The following is an 18,238-nucleotide window of genomic DNA, read 5'->3' on the forward strand; positions in this document are numbered from 1 at the left end:
GAGATAATATGTATAAAAAAATAATACTTCCTGATACAGGAATAGAGGAGATGAAAATTACTGATATTTTAGTAAAAGAGGGAGAAGAAATTTTAAAAGAACAACCTATTATTACAGTAGAAAGTGATAAAACATCTATGGAAATACCTTCTAACCAAAAAGGTATAATCAAAAAAATTTTAGTATCTATAGGAAATAAAATCTATAAAGGAGATATAATTCTAGAAATATTAAATAATGAAAAAAATAATTCAATTAAAAATTCTAAAAAAATATTAGAACAAGATCAAATAAAATTAAAGGAATTATTAATTCCTAATATAGGAAGTCAAAAAATGAAAGTTTCTAGTATTTTAGTAGAAGAAAACCATATAATTAAGAAAAATCAATCATTAATAATAATTAATAATATTAGTAATATTTTTGAAATAGCTTCTTTATATGAAGGGATAGTTAAAAAAATTAATGTAAAAATAAATGATAGTGTATACACTAACAGTATTTTTATGTATATTTCATCAACAAAACAAAAAGATTATAAAATAAATACATTTATTAAAAATAATAATTTTAAAAAAAATAATATTTTAAATATTAATAATAATATACATGCTTCACCTATTATACGGAAAATGGCAAGAAAATTAAATATTAATTTAGAAAATATAAAAGCAAGTGGTTTAAAAAATAGAATTACTAAAGAAGATTTATTAAAATATAATAAAAATAATTTACAAAATAATAATTTTAAAAACTTTTCATCAATTTATAAAAAATTTGGTTCTTGTGAAAAAATTATTTTAAATAATATACAAAAAATTTCTAGTAAAAATTTATCCAATAATTGGAAAAATATTCCTCATGTTACTCAACATATTGAAACTGATATCACAGAATTAGAAAAATTTAGAGTTAAAAAAAATAATGAGTTTTATAAAAAACAAAAAAATATAAAGCTAACTTTATTAAGTTTTTTAATTAAAATATGTGCACATGCTTTACAAAAATATCCTAATTTTAATGCTTCTTTATCTGATTCTAATGAAAATTTAATAATAAAAAAATATTTTAACATTGGTATAGCTATTAATACAAAAAAAGGTTTATTTGTTCCTGTAATATTTGATGTTTTAAATAAAAATATTCATAACTTATCTGAAATATTACATAATTTAGTAAATAAAGCAAAAAATAATAAATTACATCCTCTTGATATGCAAGGAGGTTGTTTTACAATATCTAATTTAGGACAATTTAAAGGTAGTTTTTTTACACCGATAATTAATGCTCCAGAAGTAGCAATTTTGGGTATATCTCAAGCAAATATTAAACCAATATGGGAAAATAATAAATTTATACCAAAACTTATGTTACCATTATCATTATCTTACGATCATAGAGTAATTAATGGTGTTGAAGCTATTAATTTTTTAAATTACATATGTACTTTAATATCTGATATTAGAAATATATTAATATAATTTTTTTAGATTAAAATCTAATTTTATTAATATTTATATTAAATAGAGGTTAATTTATGAAAAATATAATAAAAACTCAAGTTGTTGTAATAGGAGGAGGTCCTGCAGGATATTCTGCAGCTTTTCGTTGTAGTGATTTAGGTTTAAAAACCATAATAGTAGAAAATTATGAAAATTTAGGAGGAGTGTGTTTAAATGTTGGTTGTATACCATCTAAAACGTTATTACACATAGCAAAAATTATTAAAGAAAATGAAAATCTTTTTCATCAAGGAATATTTGATAGTAAACCGAAAATTAATGTTAATAATATTATTAAATTTAAACAAAATATTATTAATAAATTAACTAATGGTTTAAATTTTCTTGCAAAAAAACGTAACGTAGATGTTATAAATGGTCTTAGTTTTTTTGAAACAGAAAATTGTTTAAATGTTATTAATAAAAATAAAATTCAAATTATTTTTGAAAATGCAATTATTGCTACTGGTTCACGTCCTATTAAATTACCATTTATTCCTTATGAAGATAATAGAATTTGGAACTCTACAGATGCATTATTTTTAAAAAAAATTCCTAAAAAAATGATGATTTTAGGAAGTGGTATTATTGGTTTAGAAATGGCAACAATATATCAATCTTTTGGTTCTAAAATAGATATAGTTGATATTTCAAATAATTTTTTATCAGAAGTTGATGATGATATTATTAATGTTTATAAAAAAAATATTAAAAATAAATTTAATTTTATACTAGGAACAAAAGTTTTATCAATAGATAATAATCAAGAATTATTACAAGTACATATGACAAGTGATAATAATCAATCCATATATTCTAAAGAATATAATAATATTCTTATAGCTATCGGTAGAAAACCTAATGCTAATTATATTAATAAAAAATTTAATAAAATTTTAATTAATAATTTTGGTTTTATTAATGTAGATAGTCAGATGAGAACTAATATTCCTAATATATTTGCCATAGGAGATGTTACTGGAAATCCTATGCTTGCACATAAAGGTATTCATGAAGGACATTTAGCTGCAGAAGTTATTGCTGGAAAAAATCATTATTTTGTTCCTAAAATTATTCCATCTATAGCTTACACTAATCCAGAAATAGCTTGGGTAGGAATAACAGAAAAAGATGCTAAAAAAGAAAATATAAAATATAAAACTTCTTCTTTTTCCTGGAATTCATTAGGAAGAGCAGTTTCTTCTAATGAAGAAGATGGATTAACTAAATTAATTATAGAAAAAGATTCTAATAGAATTATAGGAGGTAGTATAATTGGTTATAATGCAGGTGAATTATTAGGAGAAATAAGTTTAGCTATTGAAATGGGATGTGATATAGAAGATATTGCATTAACTATTCATGCACATCCAACTTTCTATGAATCTATTGGTATAGCTGCAGAAATATATACAGGATCAGCAACAGATATTATGAATAATAAATAATTTTTTATAAAAAGAAATATACTTATATTATAAAATTTTATATCAAAAAATATTTATTTTAATAAATATTTTTTAAATATGAATTAATTTTCATAATTTTAAGAAAGAAAAATTTCTTTTATTATTTGATAATATATTTTATATAAAATATATAAATCATTTATCTTAACACATTCATTAATTTTATGAATACTTGAATTTATTAAACCTAATTCAACAATCTGTGCATTTGTTTTTATTATAAAACGTCCATCAGAAGTACCTCCATCATTAATTAATGATGGATATATATTATTAATTGAATAAATACTTTTTTTTACTATTTCTACTAAATTTTTTTCTCTCATATAATTTTTATTAATACTTAAAAAAGGTAAACCAGATAATTGCCATGTAAGTTTATAATTAATAATATATTTTTTTATAATATTGTTTAAAATCTGTAATATATTTTTATAACATATTTCATTATTAAAACGAAAATTTATATAAATAATAATATTTCCTGGTATTATATTATTATTTGCTATGTCCGAATGAATTTTTGTTATTTGCATACTAGTTGCTGGAAATAGATTATTTTTTTTACTCCATTCTATTAGTAATAATTTATTAAGTAATGGTATTACCATATGAATTGGATTTTTTGCTAAGTCATGATAAGCAACATGTCCTTGAACACCTATTATTTTTAATTGAATATTTAATGAACCTCTTCTCCCATTTTTAATATTATCTCCAATAAATTTATTACTTGTAGGTTCTCCTAAAATACAAAAATTTAATTTTTCTTTTTTTTTTAATAAATTATTAATAACTTGAATAGTACCATTTGTTGCTGTTCCTTCTTCATCAGAAGTAATAAGAAAAGCTATACGACCATTATAATTATGATATTTTTTAATAAATTTTTTAGCCGCAAAAATCATTGCGGCTAAGGAACCTTTCATATCACAAACACCTCTTCCATATAAAATATTATTATTTAAAATAGCTTTAAAAGGGTCAAATAACCATTTTTTAACATCTCCTGGTGGTACTACATCTGTGTGACCAGCAAAAACTAAAGTTTTAGTAATAAATTTATTATTATGAATTGCCCAAAAATTATTTGTATCTTTAATATTCATTAATTCAATATTAAAATTTAATTTCTTTAAAATTTTTATTAAAATATTTTGACATCCGGAATCTATAGGGCTAATAGAATGGCATTCTACAAGTTTTTTAGTTAAATTAATTATTTTTTCTAACATATAATTTTTATTTTAAATTTTATATTAAAATGGTTTATTTTGTAAAGCTATTAATAATACTTCTTCAATATTTTTTACCGTTAAAATTTTTAAATCTGTAATGATATTTTTTGGTATATCTTCTAAATTTTTTTTATTTTGTCCCGGTATTAAAACAATATTAATACCGCCTCTGTGAGCAGCTAATAATTTTTCTTTTAATCCACCAATAGCTAAAACTTGACCTCTTAATGTAATTTCTCCTGTCATTGCTACATTTGCTTTTACAGGATTATTAGTTAAACTAGATACTAAAGCTGTACACATAGATATACCAGCACTTGGTCCGTCTTTTGGTGTAGCTCCTTCAGGAACATGTACATGAATATCTATATTTTTATAAAATTCAGTATTAATATTTAATTTTTTTGTTCTTGCTTTTACTACAGTTAAAGCTGTTTGTATTGATTCTTGCATAACTTCACCTAAAGACCCTGTATATGTTAATTTTCCTTTACCTGGTATACATACAGTTTCAATAGTTAATAATTCTCCTCCTACTTCTGTCCATGCTAATCCAGTAACTTGTCCTATTAAGTTTTCACTTTCTGCTTTACCATAATCAAATTTTTTTACACCTAAATATTTTTTTAAATTTAAATGATCTATATTAATAGATTTTATATTTTTTTCTATTAAAATAGCTTTAACGGTTTTTCGACATAATGTCGATAATTCTCTTTCTAATCCTCTAACTCCTGATTCTCTAGTATAATATCTAATTATATCTATAATAGCTCTATTATTAATAATTAATTCTTCTTTTTTTAAAGCATTACGATTAAATTGTTTAGGTAATAAATATTTTTTTGCTATATTTAATTTTTCATCTTCTGTATAACCAGTAATTTTAATAACTTCCATTCTATCTAAAAGAGGTAATGGTATATGTGCAGAAGAATTTGAAGTTGCTACAAACATTACATTTGACAAATCATAATCTATTTCAAGATAATGATCATTAAAAGCAATATTTTGTTCTGGATCTAAAACTTCTAATAAAGCTGCAGCAGGATCTCCTCTCATATCATATGAAATTTTATCTATTTCATCTAGTAATAATAATGGATTTTGTACTTTTACTTTTGCCATTTTTTGAATAATTTTACCAGGCATAGAACCAATATATGTTCTACGATGTCCTCTTATTTCTCCTTCATCTCTGATACCACCTAATGCTATTTTAATAAATTTTCTTCCTGTAGCTCTAGCAATAGATTTACCTAATGAAGTTTTTCCTACACCTGGAGGTCCTACTAAACATAAAATAGGTCCCCTAATTTTATTTGATCTATTTTGTACCGCTAAATATTCTAAAATATGTTCTTTTACAGATTCTAAACCAAAATGATCTTGATCTAATATTTTTTTTGCTTTACATAAATTTTTTTTTAATCTACTTTTTATATTCCAAGGAATTTGTATCATCCATTCTATATATCCTCTAACAACAGTTGCTTCTGCTGACATAGGAGACATCATTTTTAATTTTCTTAATTCAGAAAAAGTTTTTTCTTTTGCTTCTTTTGGCATCTTTGCTAATTTTATTTTTTTTCTTAAAATTTCATTTTCATCAGGATGCTCATCTATTTCTCCTAATTCTTTTTGAATAGCTTTCATTTGTTCATTTAAATAATATTCCTTTTGACTTTTTTCCATTTGTTTTTTAACTCTATTTCGAATTTTTTTTTCTACTTGTAATAAATCAATCTCAGATTCCATTAAAGCCATTAAATATTCTAATCTCTTATCAACATTAGACATTTCTAATATTAATTGTTTATTAGATAATTTTAATGGCATATGGGCAGCTATAGTATCTGCTAATTTAGCAACATCATTAATATTATTTAATGAACTTAATACTTCTGGAGGAATTTTTTTATTTAATTTTGTATATACTTCAAATTGATTAATAGCTGTTCTTATTAAAACTTCTTGTTCTTTTATTTTAAGTATAGGAGAAACTAAATATTCTATTTGTGCTGTAAAATAATTATCATTATTTATTAAATTAGTTAATTTAGCTCTTTGTAATCCTTCTACTAAAATTTTAACAGTACCATCAGGTAGTTTTAACATTTGTAAAATAGAAGTAATTGTTCCAACAGTAAATAAATCATTAATACTAGGATTATCATTAGAAGCTTCTTTTTGTGCTACTAACATTACTTTCTTATCATTATTCATAGCAGCTTCTAAACAACGAATAGATTTATCTCTTCCGACAAATAAGGGAATTACCATATAAGGATATACAACTACATCCCGTAAAGGTAATACAGGTATTATAATATGTTCTGAATTCTGAGAATTCATGGATTTCTCTCTTTATTATTATAACATGTTAGAAAATATATTTTTATATATAAAATAGTTAATATTATTATTATAATTAATTTTTTTTATATTTTATAATAGGTTTAGATAAATTATTAATAACTTTATTATTAATTTTAATTTTATAAATATTTTTCATTGAAGGTATATCATACATTATATCTAATAATATTTTTTCTAAAATAGATCTTAATCCTCTAGCTCCAATATTTAATAAAATAGCTTTTTTAGCAATTTCTTCAATCGCATTCTTATCAAATTCTAATTTAATATTTTCATATTCAAATAAAATTTGATATTGTTTAATAAGAGAATTTTTAGGTTTTAATAAAATTTGTATTAATTTTTTTTCATCTAATTGATTTAATGAAACTATAATAGGTAAACGTCCTACAAATTCTGGTATTAATCCAAATTTAATTAAATCTTCAGGAAGTACTTGTTTTAGAAGTTTATCTTTATTTGTAATTCTATTAATATTTTTTGTTATTTTTGAGTGAAATCCTATCTTATTAGAAGTATTAATCCTATTAGAGATAATATCTTCTAATCCATAAAAAGATCCAGCACAAATAAATAAAATATTTTTAGTATTTACTTGTATAAAATCTTGTTGGGGGTGTTTACGTCCTCCTTTTGGAGGTATAGAAGAAATAGTACCTTCAATTAACTTTAATAAAGATTGTTGAACTCCTTCTCCTGAAACATCTCTAGTGAGAGAAACATTTTCTGATTTTCGTGCAATTTTATCAATTTCATCAATATATATTATACCATACTGTGTTTTTTTTATATCATAACCAGAATTTTGTAATAATTTTTGTATAATATTTTCTACATCTTCTCCTACATACCCAGCTTCAGTTAAAGTAGTTGCATCTGTAATTGCAAATGGTACATTAAGAAAACGTGCTAATGTTTCCGCTAATAATGTTTTTCCACTTCCAGTAGGTCCTAATAAAAGAATATTACTTTTTTCAAGTATATTATTTTTTTTATTATAATTATTTAATTTTTTATAATGATTATATACAGAAACTGCAAGTATTTTTTTAGCTTTTGATTGACTAACAATATATTTATTTAAATAATCGAAAATTTTATGTGGTGTTATTAATTTAAAATTTTCATTATTAAAAAAATCATTATATTTATTTATATCTTTTTTTTCTAAAATATTATTATATAATTTAATACATTTATCACAAATAAGAATTGATGTACCTCCTGAAATTAATCTATTTACTTCATTTTGATTCTTTTTACAAAAAGAACAACAAAATATTGTATTTAAATTTTCCTTTTTATCTATCATTACAAACCTCATTTAAATAAATAAAACAATAAATTTTTTAAAAATATTTTTATAAATTTAAATATTAACATTTTTTTTATTAAAAATAATATTATCTACTAATCCATATTCTATTGCTTCTTGAGCAGATAAAAATTTATCTCTGTTTGTATCTTTATCAATAGTTTCAATAGATTTACCTGTATGTAATGACATAAGTTTATTTATAAAATTTTTAATTCTTAAAATTTCTTGAGTTTGAATTTCTATATCTGTTACTTGTCCTTGATAACCTCCTAATGGTTGATGTATCATTATTCTAGCATTTGGTAAACAAAATCTTTTTTTTTTTTTTCCAGAAGCTAATAAAAAAGCAGCCATAGAACATGCTTGTCCTATACAAAGTGTACTAACATCTGAATTTACAAATTGTATTGTGTCATAAATAGACATTCCTGATGTAATTACACCTCCTGGACTATTAATATAAATAAATATATCCTTATTTGAGTTTTCTGAATCTAAAAATAAAATTTGGGCAACTATTAAATTTGCCATATTATCTTCAATAGGTCCTGTTAAAAAAATAATCCGTTCTTTTAAAAGTCTAGAAAAAATATCATATGATCTTTCACCTCTAGAGGTATGTTCAATTACAATCGGAATTGTATGAATTTGATTTTGTTTAATATTTTTATTATTTTTTTTATATAACATTATAATCCTTGTATAAAATTTTATAATTTTAATCTTAAATTTTTTATATATTTTTAAATTTTTTTCCATTCAGGTAATGTATAAGTATTTAATGATAATGAATGAATATTCTTAAATTTATTGCCTATAATATGATATATTAACCTATGACGAGTAATTAAGGATTTATTAGTAAATAAATTACTTACAATAATAATTTCTAAATGAGTTATTAAATTATTTATATTATTATTTACATGATTATGTTTTTTACTAGTATCATTAATTTTTAAATATATAGGTTGTAACTTAGATATTATCTTATTTTTTATTTTTTCTATAATCATTATTTTATACATCCAAAAATTTTAATTTTTATAACAAAAAATATATTTTTTATATTATAAATAAAATGTTATTAAATATTTTTAATATTAGAAATTACTAACTTTATAATATTAGAATTTCCAGCTAATATATTTGAAGAATTTTTATAATTGTAATGTCCAATAAAATCTGTTATTAATCCACCTGCTTCTTTTATTATTAATTCTCCAGCAAGTAAATAATTAAAATTTTGTACATCATTATTAATATAACAATCAATTTTATTCGATGCTAAATAAGCTAAATCCAAAGATATAGAACCACTAATTCTTATCGAAATAAATTTTTTTTTAAATAATTCAAATAAGTTAACATTTTTTTTTTTTAAAAAAATATAATTAGTATTTAAAGCAAATATTAAAAATTTTTTTTTATATGTATCACAACGTAATTTATATCCATTTAATTGTGCATTTTGTCCTCTTATTGCGGTAAATAAATCATTTTTTAATGGATCATATATTAAAGAAATTTCTGTTTTTCCTTTTATACGAATAACTATTGAAATAGAAAAATGAGGTAATTTTTTTAAAAAATTCATAATTCCATCTATAGGATTAATAATCCATATAGTTTTTTTATATTTAAAAATAAAAAAATTTTCTTTCTTTAAAATAACAATATTTTTTGAATATATATTATAAAATATTTTAGTAATTATATTAATTAAGTTTTGATTAATTTTTTTTATAAAAAGACGATTATCATAGTTATTATTATATATATTTGCATTCTGCATCTCATAATTTTTTATAATAATATTACCAATATTACGTATTATACGTATAGCGATATTAAGCATTGGAGAACGCATATATTATTTCTCATTTATATTCATTTTTATATTATAAACTAAATAAATAATATTTTTATTTTATAATAAAAAATAAATATTTTAAATATTAATTTTTTTAAAAATTTTTTATTAAATATATTGTTTTTTAAAATAAAACATATATTATTTAATATAAATATTTTAAATATTAATTTTTTATTAATCATGTTAAAAATTACAAAATCAGCTCAGAAATACTTTTTAGAATTATTATCTAAAAAAGAGAAAAATATATGTATTAGAATTTCTGTTTTTATAAAAAATAATATATTTAAAGGTAATGTTGCTTTTTGTGATATAAAAAAAATTAAAAATAATGATATTAAATTAAATTTTAAAAAATTAAATATATTTATAAAATTTAATAGTTTTAATTTTTTAAAAAATATTAAAATAGATGTTATAAAAAAAAAATTATCTAAAAAATTAAAATTTATAGTTTTACATAAAAAAAATATTATAATTAAAAAAAATACACTAAATTTAAAAAAAAATATTAATAATTTTTTAAAAAATATAATTAATCCTAAATTATTAAATCATGGAGGATTTGTTCTATTAAAGAATATAACAATTAATAATATTCTATTAATAGAATTTCATGGTGGATGTCAAGGATGCTCAATGAGTAATTATACTCTTCAAAATTGGATTCAAAAAGAAATATTATGTAATTTTCCAGAAATAAAAGAAGTACATGATGTAACTTTACATAAAAAAAATGAATTATCTTATTATTAATAATCGATAAAATATTATTTTTTATTTAAATATTTTATAGTTTTTAAAAATATATATTAAGTAATTTAATAATTTAAAAAATATTTATATATTCAAATATTTAAATAAGGAATAAAAATATATGCCTGTAATAGTCCCCAAAAAATTACCTGCTATTAATTTTTTAAAACAAGAAAATATATCTTTATTAATAAGATCCCAAAAATATAAAAAGTATTCAAATACATTAAAAGTACTTTTTTTAAATTTAATGTCTAAAAAAATTGAAACGGAAAATCAAATTATTAGATTATTATCAAATTCTTCTTTATTAATAGATTTATCATTATTATGTGTACGTGATAATAAATCTTCTAATAATTTATCTATTAATCATATTAATAAATATTATTTAAATTTAGATCAAATATATAATAAATATTATGATGGTTTAATTATTACAGGTGCTCCCTTAGGACTAATTAATTTTACAGATATAAGATATTGGAAAGAATTTGTAAAAATTATACATTGGGCACAAGAACATGTAAATTCTATTTTATCTATATGTTGGTCTGTACAAGCAATACTTAATATAATATATAATATTCCAAAAAAAATTAATCAATCAAAATTATTAGGTATATTTAAACATAAAATATTATTAAAAAATAATTTTTTAGTTCAAGGATTTGATGATTATTTTTTTGTTCCTCATTCTAGGTATTCTAATTTTTCTTTGAAATTTATAAAATATTATACTGATTTAAAAATTATTTCTTATTCAGAAGAAGCAGGTGTATATATTTTTTCAAGTAATAAAAATAAATATATCTTTATTACTGGTCATCCGGAATACGATGCATTAACAATAAATGAAGAATATTTAAATGCTACAAAAAATAACTTACATGTTAATATACCACATAATTATTATCCCTTAAATAATAAGAAATTAATACCTAAAATTAATTGGAGAAGTCATGGTAATTTATTATTTTTAAATTGGTTAAATTATTTATTTTATAAATAAGAGATACTTTTTTATAAATTTTTAAAAATATTTAATTTTTAAAAGGAGTTTTAATGTTAACTACTCAATACTTATTTTTTACATCTAAAAATAAAATATGTGATAATAATATTAATAGTTATTTTTTAATGCTTAAATCAGGAATGATAAGAAAATTATCTTCAGGAATATATACTTGGTTACCAACTGGTTTAAGAGTAATTAATAATTTTACAAAAATAATACGTTATTTTATGGAAGATATAGGGGCAATAGAATTATTATTACCTATTTTACATCCTAGTAAAGTTTGGGAAACTAGTGGCCGTATAAATGAATACGGTAATGAATTATTAAAAATTTTAGATCGTAAAAAACATAATTTTGTTTTAGCACCTACACATGAGGAAGTTATTAACTATTTAATAAATAATGAAATAAAATCATATAAATCTTTACCTATTCATTTATATCAAATACAAACCAAATTTAGAGATGAAATAAGATCTCGTTTAGGTGTTATACGATCTAAAGAATTTTTAATGAAAGATAGTTATTCTTTTCATATTAATGATATTTCTTTAAAAAAAACTTATAATATTGTGTTAAGAACTTATAAAAAAATATTTGATTTTATGAATATAAAATATTTAATTGTAAAAGCTGATAATAATATTATTGGTGGTGATATTTCTCATGAATTTCATATTTTATCTAAAAATGGAGAAAATTCAATTGTTTTATCTAAAGATAAAAAATATATTTCAAATAAAGAATTAAGAGAATATTTTTTTTATAAAAAATATAATTTAAATAAAAAAAAATTTCTTACAAGAAGAATTCTAATTTTTAAAGATTGTTTAAATTATAAAAAATTAGCTCAAAACTGTAATTTATCAATAAAAAATATTATTAAAACAATTATTGTTCAAACATTAGATAAAAAAAATCCTTTTATCGCTTTATTAATTAGAGCTGATTATGAATTAAATTTGCATAAAATTAAGAAAATTAATAATAAAATAACAAAAATTTTATCAAATATAGAAATAGAACAAATTTTTAAAATAAATACAAATTCGATAGGACCTTTTAATTTAAAAATCCCTATTATAGGAGATTATTCTATAATTAATATGTATAATTTTGTTATAGGAGCTAATATTAAAGATAAATATTTTATTAATACAAATTGGAAAATTAATTTACCTATTCCTGATAATATTCAGGATATTCGTTATATTATTAACGATGATTTAACTTCAGATAGTAATAATTTAATAAAAATTAAACGTACTATAGAAATAGCTCATATTTTTCAAATTGGTAAAAAATATTCAAAAATAATGAATACATATATATATGATAAAAATAAAATTAAAAAATTTATACATATGGGCTGTTATGGGATTGGAATATCAAGACTAATTGCTGCTATAATAGAACAAAATTATGATTCAAAGGGTATTTTTTGGCCAAATCAGTTTTTAGCTCCTTTCTTAGTAGCTATTATTCCAATTAATATGTATAAATATTCTATGGTTGAAAAATATTCTTTTTTAATTTATAAAAAATTTAAATTATTGGGAATAAATGTTATTTTTGATAATCGTAATGAAACTCCTGGAGTTATGTTTGCAGATATAGATTTAATTGGGGTACCACATATAATTATTATTAATAATAATAATATAATTAATAATAACGTTGAATATAAAAATAGAAAAACAGGATTTAAAAATATTATCTCTATAAATTTAATTATTGATTTTATTTTTCATAAAATTAAATTAAATAAATTTTCTAAAATATTTTATTCCAAAAAATAAAAAAATTATCTTTTTTTAACAAGGTTGCTTTACCTTCTTTAGTAACTAATTTGTTTTCTAGTTCAGCAATTAATGTATTGTTATAAAATAGTAATGGGATTTGTTCTCTTTTCCATTTAGGAATAGATAATTTTTTCCATATATTATTAATATTTATTAAATTTTTAATATTATTTAAATAATATTTTTCTGAAATATTAAATTTTATATATATAATTTCATTATACTTAGGTTTTCTAATATATATCGATTTATTTTTATAATTTAAATTTATATATAATATTATTAATTTTCCTAATTTATTAGGTAATAAAAGAGGAACTTTAAAATTATTCCAAGTTAAAATAATATTTTTTAAATAAGGAAAATATTTTATACAAAATAAATAATTTTTATGTTTTCGAATAATATATTTTCCTATTTTAACTTGAGGATTGTTATTATTTTTACAGCATATAATTTCATTCCAAATAATGAGTAATATTTTTCTAGAAGGCATATAATAATATTTATTATATTCTATCCATTTTCTAATAATAAAATTTCTTTTTGAAATACTATAATTATGTAAAGGTTTAATAAATAAACTCTTGTCTTTTTGTATTAATTTTATTAATATTGGATTTATTAAATCTGTTAGTAATTCTTCTTGTTCTTGGCAGTTTTTAATTGATCTCATAATTGAATTTTTAAAAAAAGGCCATCTATGAGTTATTTTTGGTAAAATAATATGACGTAAAAAATTACGATCATATTTTATGTTTTTATTACTAGGATCTTCTATCCATTTTAATTTTTTCTTTATAGCATAATCAATTATTTTTTTTTTACTTATTTTAATTAATGGACGAAATAATATAATTTTCTTAAAAATTTTGATTTTAGATATTCCAGATAAACCTTTTGGTCCACTACCTCTTTTTAAAAATAAAAAAAAATTTTCACATTGATCATCTAAATGATGAGCGGTTAATAATACTTCATTTTTTTTAATAATATTTTGAAAAATTTGATATCTTTTTTTTCTAGCACATTGTTCTACATTATTCTTTTCTTTAATATTTATATTTTTATGTATAAATAATATATTCCATTTTTTACATTGTAAAAAACAGTTTTTCATCCAATTATTTGATTTATAATGCAAATTATGATTAATATAAATGGCTCTTAATAATAAAGGATATCTTTTCCTTAATTTAAATAAATTATATAATAACACAGTAGAATCTATTCCCCCACTATATGCTATTAATATTTTTTTAAATTTTTGTAACATTAATTGTATTTTTTTTTCTATTAACATATTTAAATATTTTTTATTTTAAAATTTAAATGATAAAATTATTAATTAAATTCTAATTTAATATTATTATTATCTAATAAATTAATAAACTTATTAAAATTATTTGTATCAGTAGAAATAAAATAAGATTTAGTAGCATAAATTCTATTTTTAATATTTGAATTTTTATAAAAGAAATATATTTGTATATTTTTTTTCTTTTTATCTTTTTTAAAAAATAAAAAAGTTTTTAAAAATTTAAAAAAAATTTTATTTTTTAAAATTTTCTTATGTATAAAAATAATATTTAAACTATTTAAGTATTTTTCTCTATAAGTAACAATATCCATTATATGATTAACATCACATATAAATAATTTTAATAAATTATTAAAATATAACATCCCATTTATTATAATAATATTATTTATTGTAATAATATTTTTTTTATTATTTAGAATATCTAATGATAAATGTATTTCAATAATACCAGAACTATCATCTAAATTAAAAAATAAAAATTTTTGTTTTTTTTTGTCATAAAAAGTACGTATATTACTAATAATTCCTCCTATTGTTACTTTTATAGGTAATTTAGAATTTTTTTTATATTTTATTAAAATATTATTTATAGTATTTTCTTGTGTATAAAATAAAATTTCTTTTAAAAAAATACTTACTGGGTGTCCTGTCAAATAACAACCCAAAATATTTTTTTCTTTTATAAGAATATCTTTTTTAGTCCACATTAAATTTATATCATTATAAATATATTTTTTATCTTGTAATAAAATTTTATTATCTTTATTAAAGAAATCTATTTGACCTGTTTTTTTTTCTTCTAAATATTTATTAATAATTTTAATAATTTTTTCTAAATTATTGATTAATAATCCTCTATTAAAATTAAAACAATCTAATGATCCAGATAATATTAATACTTCTATAATTTTTTTATTTATCTTTTTAAAATTTATTTCAGTAAAAAAAGTAAATATAGATTTAAAATAACCTATTCTATTTCTAGCATCAAGTATATTATGGGATTGTTGTTCACCAATACCTTTAATTGCTCCTAATCCATATATAATATTATTATATTTATCAACATGAAATTTATATAAACTATTATTAATATTAGGTGGTAAAACGTTAATTTTCATATTTTTACATTCATTTATCAAATGAATAATTTTATTTGTATTGTCCATTTCTGATGTTAAAACTGCTGCCATAAATTCTGCAGGATAATATCTTTTTAACCATAAAGTTTGATAAGATATTAAAGCATATCCAGCAGAATGAGATTTATTAAATCCATAAGAAGCAAATTTTTCTAAATAATCAAAAATTTTCATAGATAAAGTATTACTAATTTTTAATTTTTTTGCTCCTTGTAAAAAACGTTTTCTTTGTTCTCCCATTTCTTTATGTTGTTTTTTACTTATTACTCTTCTTAAAATATCTGCTTCTCCTAAACTATATCCTGCTAATACTTGAGCTATTTTCATTACTTGTTCTTGGTATAAAATAATTCCATATGTAGATTGTAATATTGGTTTTAATTTTTTATGCTGCCAATTTTTAACAGGATATGAAATAATTTCTTTCCCATGTTTTCGATTAATAAAATTTTCGACCATACCTGATTGTAAAGGTCCTGGTCTAAATAAAGCTAATAATGCTATTAAATCTTCAAAATTATCTGGTTTTAATTGTTTAATTAATTCTTTAATACCTTTTGATTCTAATTGGAATATACCTGTAGTTTTTGCAGTTTTTAAAAAATCAAAAATTAATTTATCATTTAATTTAATATTATTAATATTAACTAATTTTTTATTATTTTTAATAAGTTTTTTATTAATCATATGTAAAGTATGATTTATAACGGTTAATGTTCTCAAACCTAAAAAATCAAATTTAACTAAACCAATATCTTCAATATCATTTTTATCAAATTGAGTAACTATATTTTCTCCATTATAATCGCAATATATTGTTGTGTATTTAATAATATTATTAGGAGATATAACAATTCCTCCAGCATGTTTACCAATATTTTTTATTGTTCCTTCTAATTTTAAAGAAGTAAGTACTAATTCTTTAATATTAATATCTGATTTATATAAATCAGATAATTTTTTATTATTCATAAATGCTTTTTTTAAATTAATACCTAAATCAAAAGGAATTAACTTTGAAATACGATTAATAAAATCGTATGGATAACCTAAAACTCTACCTACATCTCTTATTACAGATTTTGCTGTCATAGTTCCAAATGTTATAATTTGAAATACTGATTCTTGACCATATATTTTTTTCACATGATTAATTACTAAATCACGTTTTTCCATACAAAAATCAATATCAAAGTCTGGTAATGATATTCTTTCTATATTTAAAAATCTTTCAAAAATTAAATCAAATTTTATAGGATCTAGATTAGTAATATTTAGAACATAAGATACTAAAGAACCAGCTCCAGATCCTCTACCTGGACCTACAGGAATATTATTATTTTTTGCCCATTGTACAAATTCCATAACTATAAGAAAATAACTAGGAAAACCCATTTTATTAATAATATTTAATTCTTCATCTAATCTTTTTTTGTATATTTTTTTTTTTATTTTAAATAAATTTAATTCTGGATATAAAATTTTTAATTTTTTTTCTAAACCTATATAAGATTTTTTAATAATATATTGCTCTGGTGTTATATTTTTTTTTATATAAAATTTAGGTAAAAAATGTTTATTAAGTAATAAAAAAACATTACATCTTTTAGCTATTTCTACGCTATTATATAGTGCTTCAGGTATATCTTTAAATAAAGAACACATTTCTTTTGTGTTTTTTAAAAATTGTTCTTCACTATAATTAGACTTTTTATAATTTTTATTTAAATTATATCCTTTATTAATCGCTAATCGAATTTCATGTGTATAAAAATCTTCCCTATTTAAAAAACGTACATTATTTGTAGCAACTACAGGAATAGAAAAATGACTAGATAAATTTAATATTAAACTAATGTAAGTTTCTTCATAAATATAATTAATTCTAGTAATTTCTAAATAAAAACAATTATAAAAATATTTTTTAAAAAAACAAATTATTTTTTTTACTAAAAAAATATTTTTTTGTAAAATATTTGTACCAATTTCACCTTGTAAACCACCAGATAATATAATTAATCCTTTATTATATTTTTTTAATAAATCATATGTTATGATAGGTCCTAAATTATTATTATATCCATTTTTATAAGCATAAAAAATTAATAATTTAATATTTTGTAAACCAATATTATTCTTAGCTAATATAGTTAATGTAGAATATTTATTCGAATTAATATTACTTAAATTTTTTATTTTAAAATCTACTCCAATTATAGGTTTTAACCCTAATTTATGAGATATTTTATAAAATTTTACAAGACCAAATATATTATTAAGATCAGTAATAGCCATTGCGGGCATATTTAATAATACACTTTTTTGTACAAGTTGTTTAATTTTAGCAAGACCATCTTTAATGGAATAATCACTATGTACATGTAGATGAATAAATTTTGGATCATTCATGT

At 19.4% G+C, this 18,238-nt stretch carries 13 protein-coding genes; 5 read left to right on the forward strand and 8 right to left on the reverse strand.

What is annotated here, in order from left to right:
• The first annotated feature begins 8 nt into the window (after nt 1-8).
• On the forward strand, nt 9-1,481 hold the full coding sequence (locus tag GJT94_RS01035) for a 2-oxo acid dehydrogenase subunit E2 (protein ID WP_168894292.1): 1,473 nt from the start codon (nt 9-11) through the stop codon (nt 1,479-1,481).
• A 56-nt stretch (nt 1,482-1,537) separates the two neighbouring features.
• On the forward strand, nt 1,538-2,950 hold the full coding sequence (gene lpdA, locus GJT94_RS01040) for a dihydrolipoyl dehydrogenase (protein ID WP_168894293.1): 1,413 nt from the start codon (nt 1,538-1,540) through the stop codon (nt 2,948-2,950).
• Between the two features lie 98 nt (nt 2,951-3,048).
• On the opposite strand, the gene dapE is transcribed toward lpdA, so the two are convergent.
• The 6 genes from dapE to GJT94_RS01070 all read right to left on the reverse strand — a co-directional run bounded on the left by dapE (nt 3,049) and on the right by GJT94_RS01070 (nt 9,776).
• Entirely contained in the window at nt 3,049-4,206 is a 1,158-nt protein-coding gene (gene dapE / locus GJT94_RS01045; RefSeq protein ID WP_168894294.1) for a succinyl-diaminopimelate desuccinylase, read from the reverse strand.
• A 24-nt stretch (nt 4,207-4,230) separates the two neighbouring features.
• Nucleotides 4,231-6,564: an endopeptidase La gene (gene lon / locus GJT94_RS01050; protein WP_168894295.1), complete on the reverse strand. Its 2,334-nt coding sequence runs from the start codon at nt 6,562-6,564 to the stop codon at nt 4,231-4,233.
• Between the two features lie 76 nt (nt 6,565-6,640).
• On the reverse strand, nt 6,641-7,900 hold the full coding sequence (gene clpX, locus GJT94_RS01055) for an ATP-dependent Clp protease ATP-binding subunit ClpX (protein ID WP_168894296.1): 1,260 nt from the start codon (nt 7,898-7,900) through the stop codon (nt 6,641-6,643).
• A gap of 57 nt (nt 7,901-7,957) precedes the next feature.
• Entirely contained in the window at nt 7,958-8,596 is a 639-nt protein-coding gene (gene clpP / locus GJT94_RS01060) for an ATP-dependent Clp endopeptidase proteolytic subunit ClpP (protein ID WP_168894297.1), read from the reverse strand.
• A 53-nt stretch (nt 8,597-8,649) separates the two neighbouring features.
• Entirely contained in the window at nt 8,650-8,934 is a 285-nt protein-coding gene (locus GJT94_RS01065; protein ID WP_168894298.1) for a BolA/IbaG family iron-sulfur metabolism protein, read from the reverse strand.
• Nucleotides 8,935-8,993: 59 nt separating this feature from the next.
• A complete protein-coding gene (locus GJT94_RS01070; RefSeq protein ID WP_168894299.1) occupies nt 8,994-9,776 on the reverse strand; it encodes an inositol monophosphatase family protein in 783 nt (260 codons plus the stop codon).
• A gap of 186 nt (nt 9,777-9,962) precedes the next feature.
• Here GJT94_RS01070 and GJT94_RS01075 point away from each other — a divergent pair, with 186 nt between their 5' ends.
• From GJT94_RS01075 to GJT94_RS01085, 3 genes are all read left to right on the forward strand, one after another.
• Nucleotides 9,963-10,538: a NifU family protein gene (locus tag GJT94_RS01075; RefSeq protein ID WP_168894300.1), complete on the forward strand. Its 576-nt coding sequence runs from the start codon at nt 9,963-9,965 to the stop codon at nt 10,536-10,538.
• Nucleotides 10,539-10,659: 121 nt separating this feature from the next.
• On the forward strand, nt 10,660-11,550 hold the full coding sequence (locus tag GJT94_RS01080) for a homoserine O-succinyltransferase (protein ID WP_168894301.1): 891 nt from the start codon (nt 10,660-10,662) through the stop codon (nt 11,548-11,550).
• A gap of 53 nt (nt 11,551-11,603) precedes the next feature.
• On the forward strand, nt 11,604-13,358 hold the full coding sequence (locus tag GJT94_RS01085; protein WP_168894302.1) for a proline--tRNA ligase: 1,755 nt from the start codon (nt 11,604-11,606) through the stop codon (nt 13,356-13,358).
• Here the strand turns inward: GJT94_RS01085 and tilS are convergent.
• Together tilS and dnaE are read right to left on the reverse strand one after the other, a co-directional pair.
• Nucleotides 13,333-14,664: a tRNA lysidine(34) synthetase TilS gene (tilS, locus tag GJT94_RS01090; protein WP_168894303.1), complete on the reverse strand. Its 1,332-nt coding sequence runs from the start codon at nt 14,662-14,664 to the stop codon at nt 13,333-13,335. The two genes, GJT94_RS01085 and tilS, sit on opposite strands and share 26 nt — an antisense overlap.
• 41 nt (nt 14,665-14,705) lie before the next feature.
• Complete coding sequence (gene dnaE, locus GJT94_RS01095) at nt 14,706-18,236, reverse strand: DNA polymerase III subunit alpha (RefSeq protein ID WP_168894304.1); 3,531 nt, start codon at nt 18,234-18,236, stop codon at nt 14,706-14,708.
• Nucleotides 18,237-18,238 lie beyond the last annotated feature (2 nt).

It is taken from the genome of Enterobacteriaceae endosymbiont of Donacia cinerea (assembly GCF_012569925.1).
Taxonomy (GTDB): Bacteria; Pseudomonadota; Gammaproteobacteria; order Enterobacterales; family Enterobacteriaceae.

What these genes read in the sequence shown, in the direction of transcription:
- GJT94_RS01035 (WP_168894292.1), top strand. Translation starts at nt 9, where the DNA reads ATGTATAAAAAAATAATACTTCCTGATACAGGAATAGAGGAGATGAAA.
- lpdA (WP_168894293.1), top strand. Translation starts at nt 1,538, where the DNA reads ATGAAAAATATAATAAAAACTCAAGTTGTTGTAATAGGAGGAGGTCCT.
- dapE (WP_168894294.1), bottom strand. Translation starts at nt 4,206, where the DNA reads ATGTTAGAAAAAATAATTAATTTAACTAAAAAACTTGTAGAATGCCAT.
- lon (WP_168894295.1), bottom strand. Translation starts at nt 6,564, where the DNA reads ATGAATTCTCAGAATTCAGAACATATTATAATACCTGTATTACCTTTA.
- clpX (WP_168894296.1), bottom strand. Translation starts at nt 7,900, where the DNA reads ATGATAGATAAAAAGGAAAATTTAAATACAATATTTTGTTGTTCTTTT.
- clpP (WP_168894297.1), bottom strand. Translation starts at nt 8,596, where the DNA reads ATGTTATATAAAAAAAATAATAAAAATATTAAACAAAATCAAATTCAT.
- GJT94_RS01065 (WP_168894298.1), bottom strand. Translation starts at nt 8,934, where the DNA reads ATGTATAAAATAATGATTATAGAAAAAATAAAAAATAAGATAATATCT.
- GJT94_RS01070 (WP_168894299.1), bottom strand. Translation starts at nt 9,776, where the DNA reads ATGCGTTCTCCAATGCTTAATATCGCTATACGTATAATACGTAATATT.
- GJT94_RS01075 (WP_168894300.1), top strand. Translation starts at nt 9,963, where the DNA reads ATGTTAAAAATTACAAAATCAGCTCAGAAATACTTTTTAGAATTATTA.
- GJT94_RS01080 (WP_168894301.1), top strand. Translation starts at nt 10,660, where the DNA reads ATGCCTGTAATAGTCCCCAAAAAATTACCTGCTATTAATTTTTTAAAA.
- GJT94_RS01085 (WP_168894302.1), top strand. Translation starts at nt 11,604, where the DNA reads ATGTTAACTACTCAATACTTATTTTTTACATCTAAAAATAAAATATGT.
- tilS (WP_168894303.1), bottom strand. Translation starts at nt 14,664, where the DNA reads ATGTTAATAGAAAAAAAAATACAATTAATGTTACAAAAATTTAAAAAA.
- dnaE (WP_168894304.1), bottom strand. Translation starts at nt 18,236, where the DNA reads ATGAATGATCCAAAATTTATTCATCTACATGTACATAGTGATTATTCC.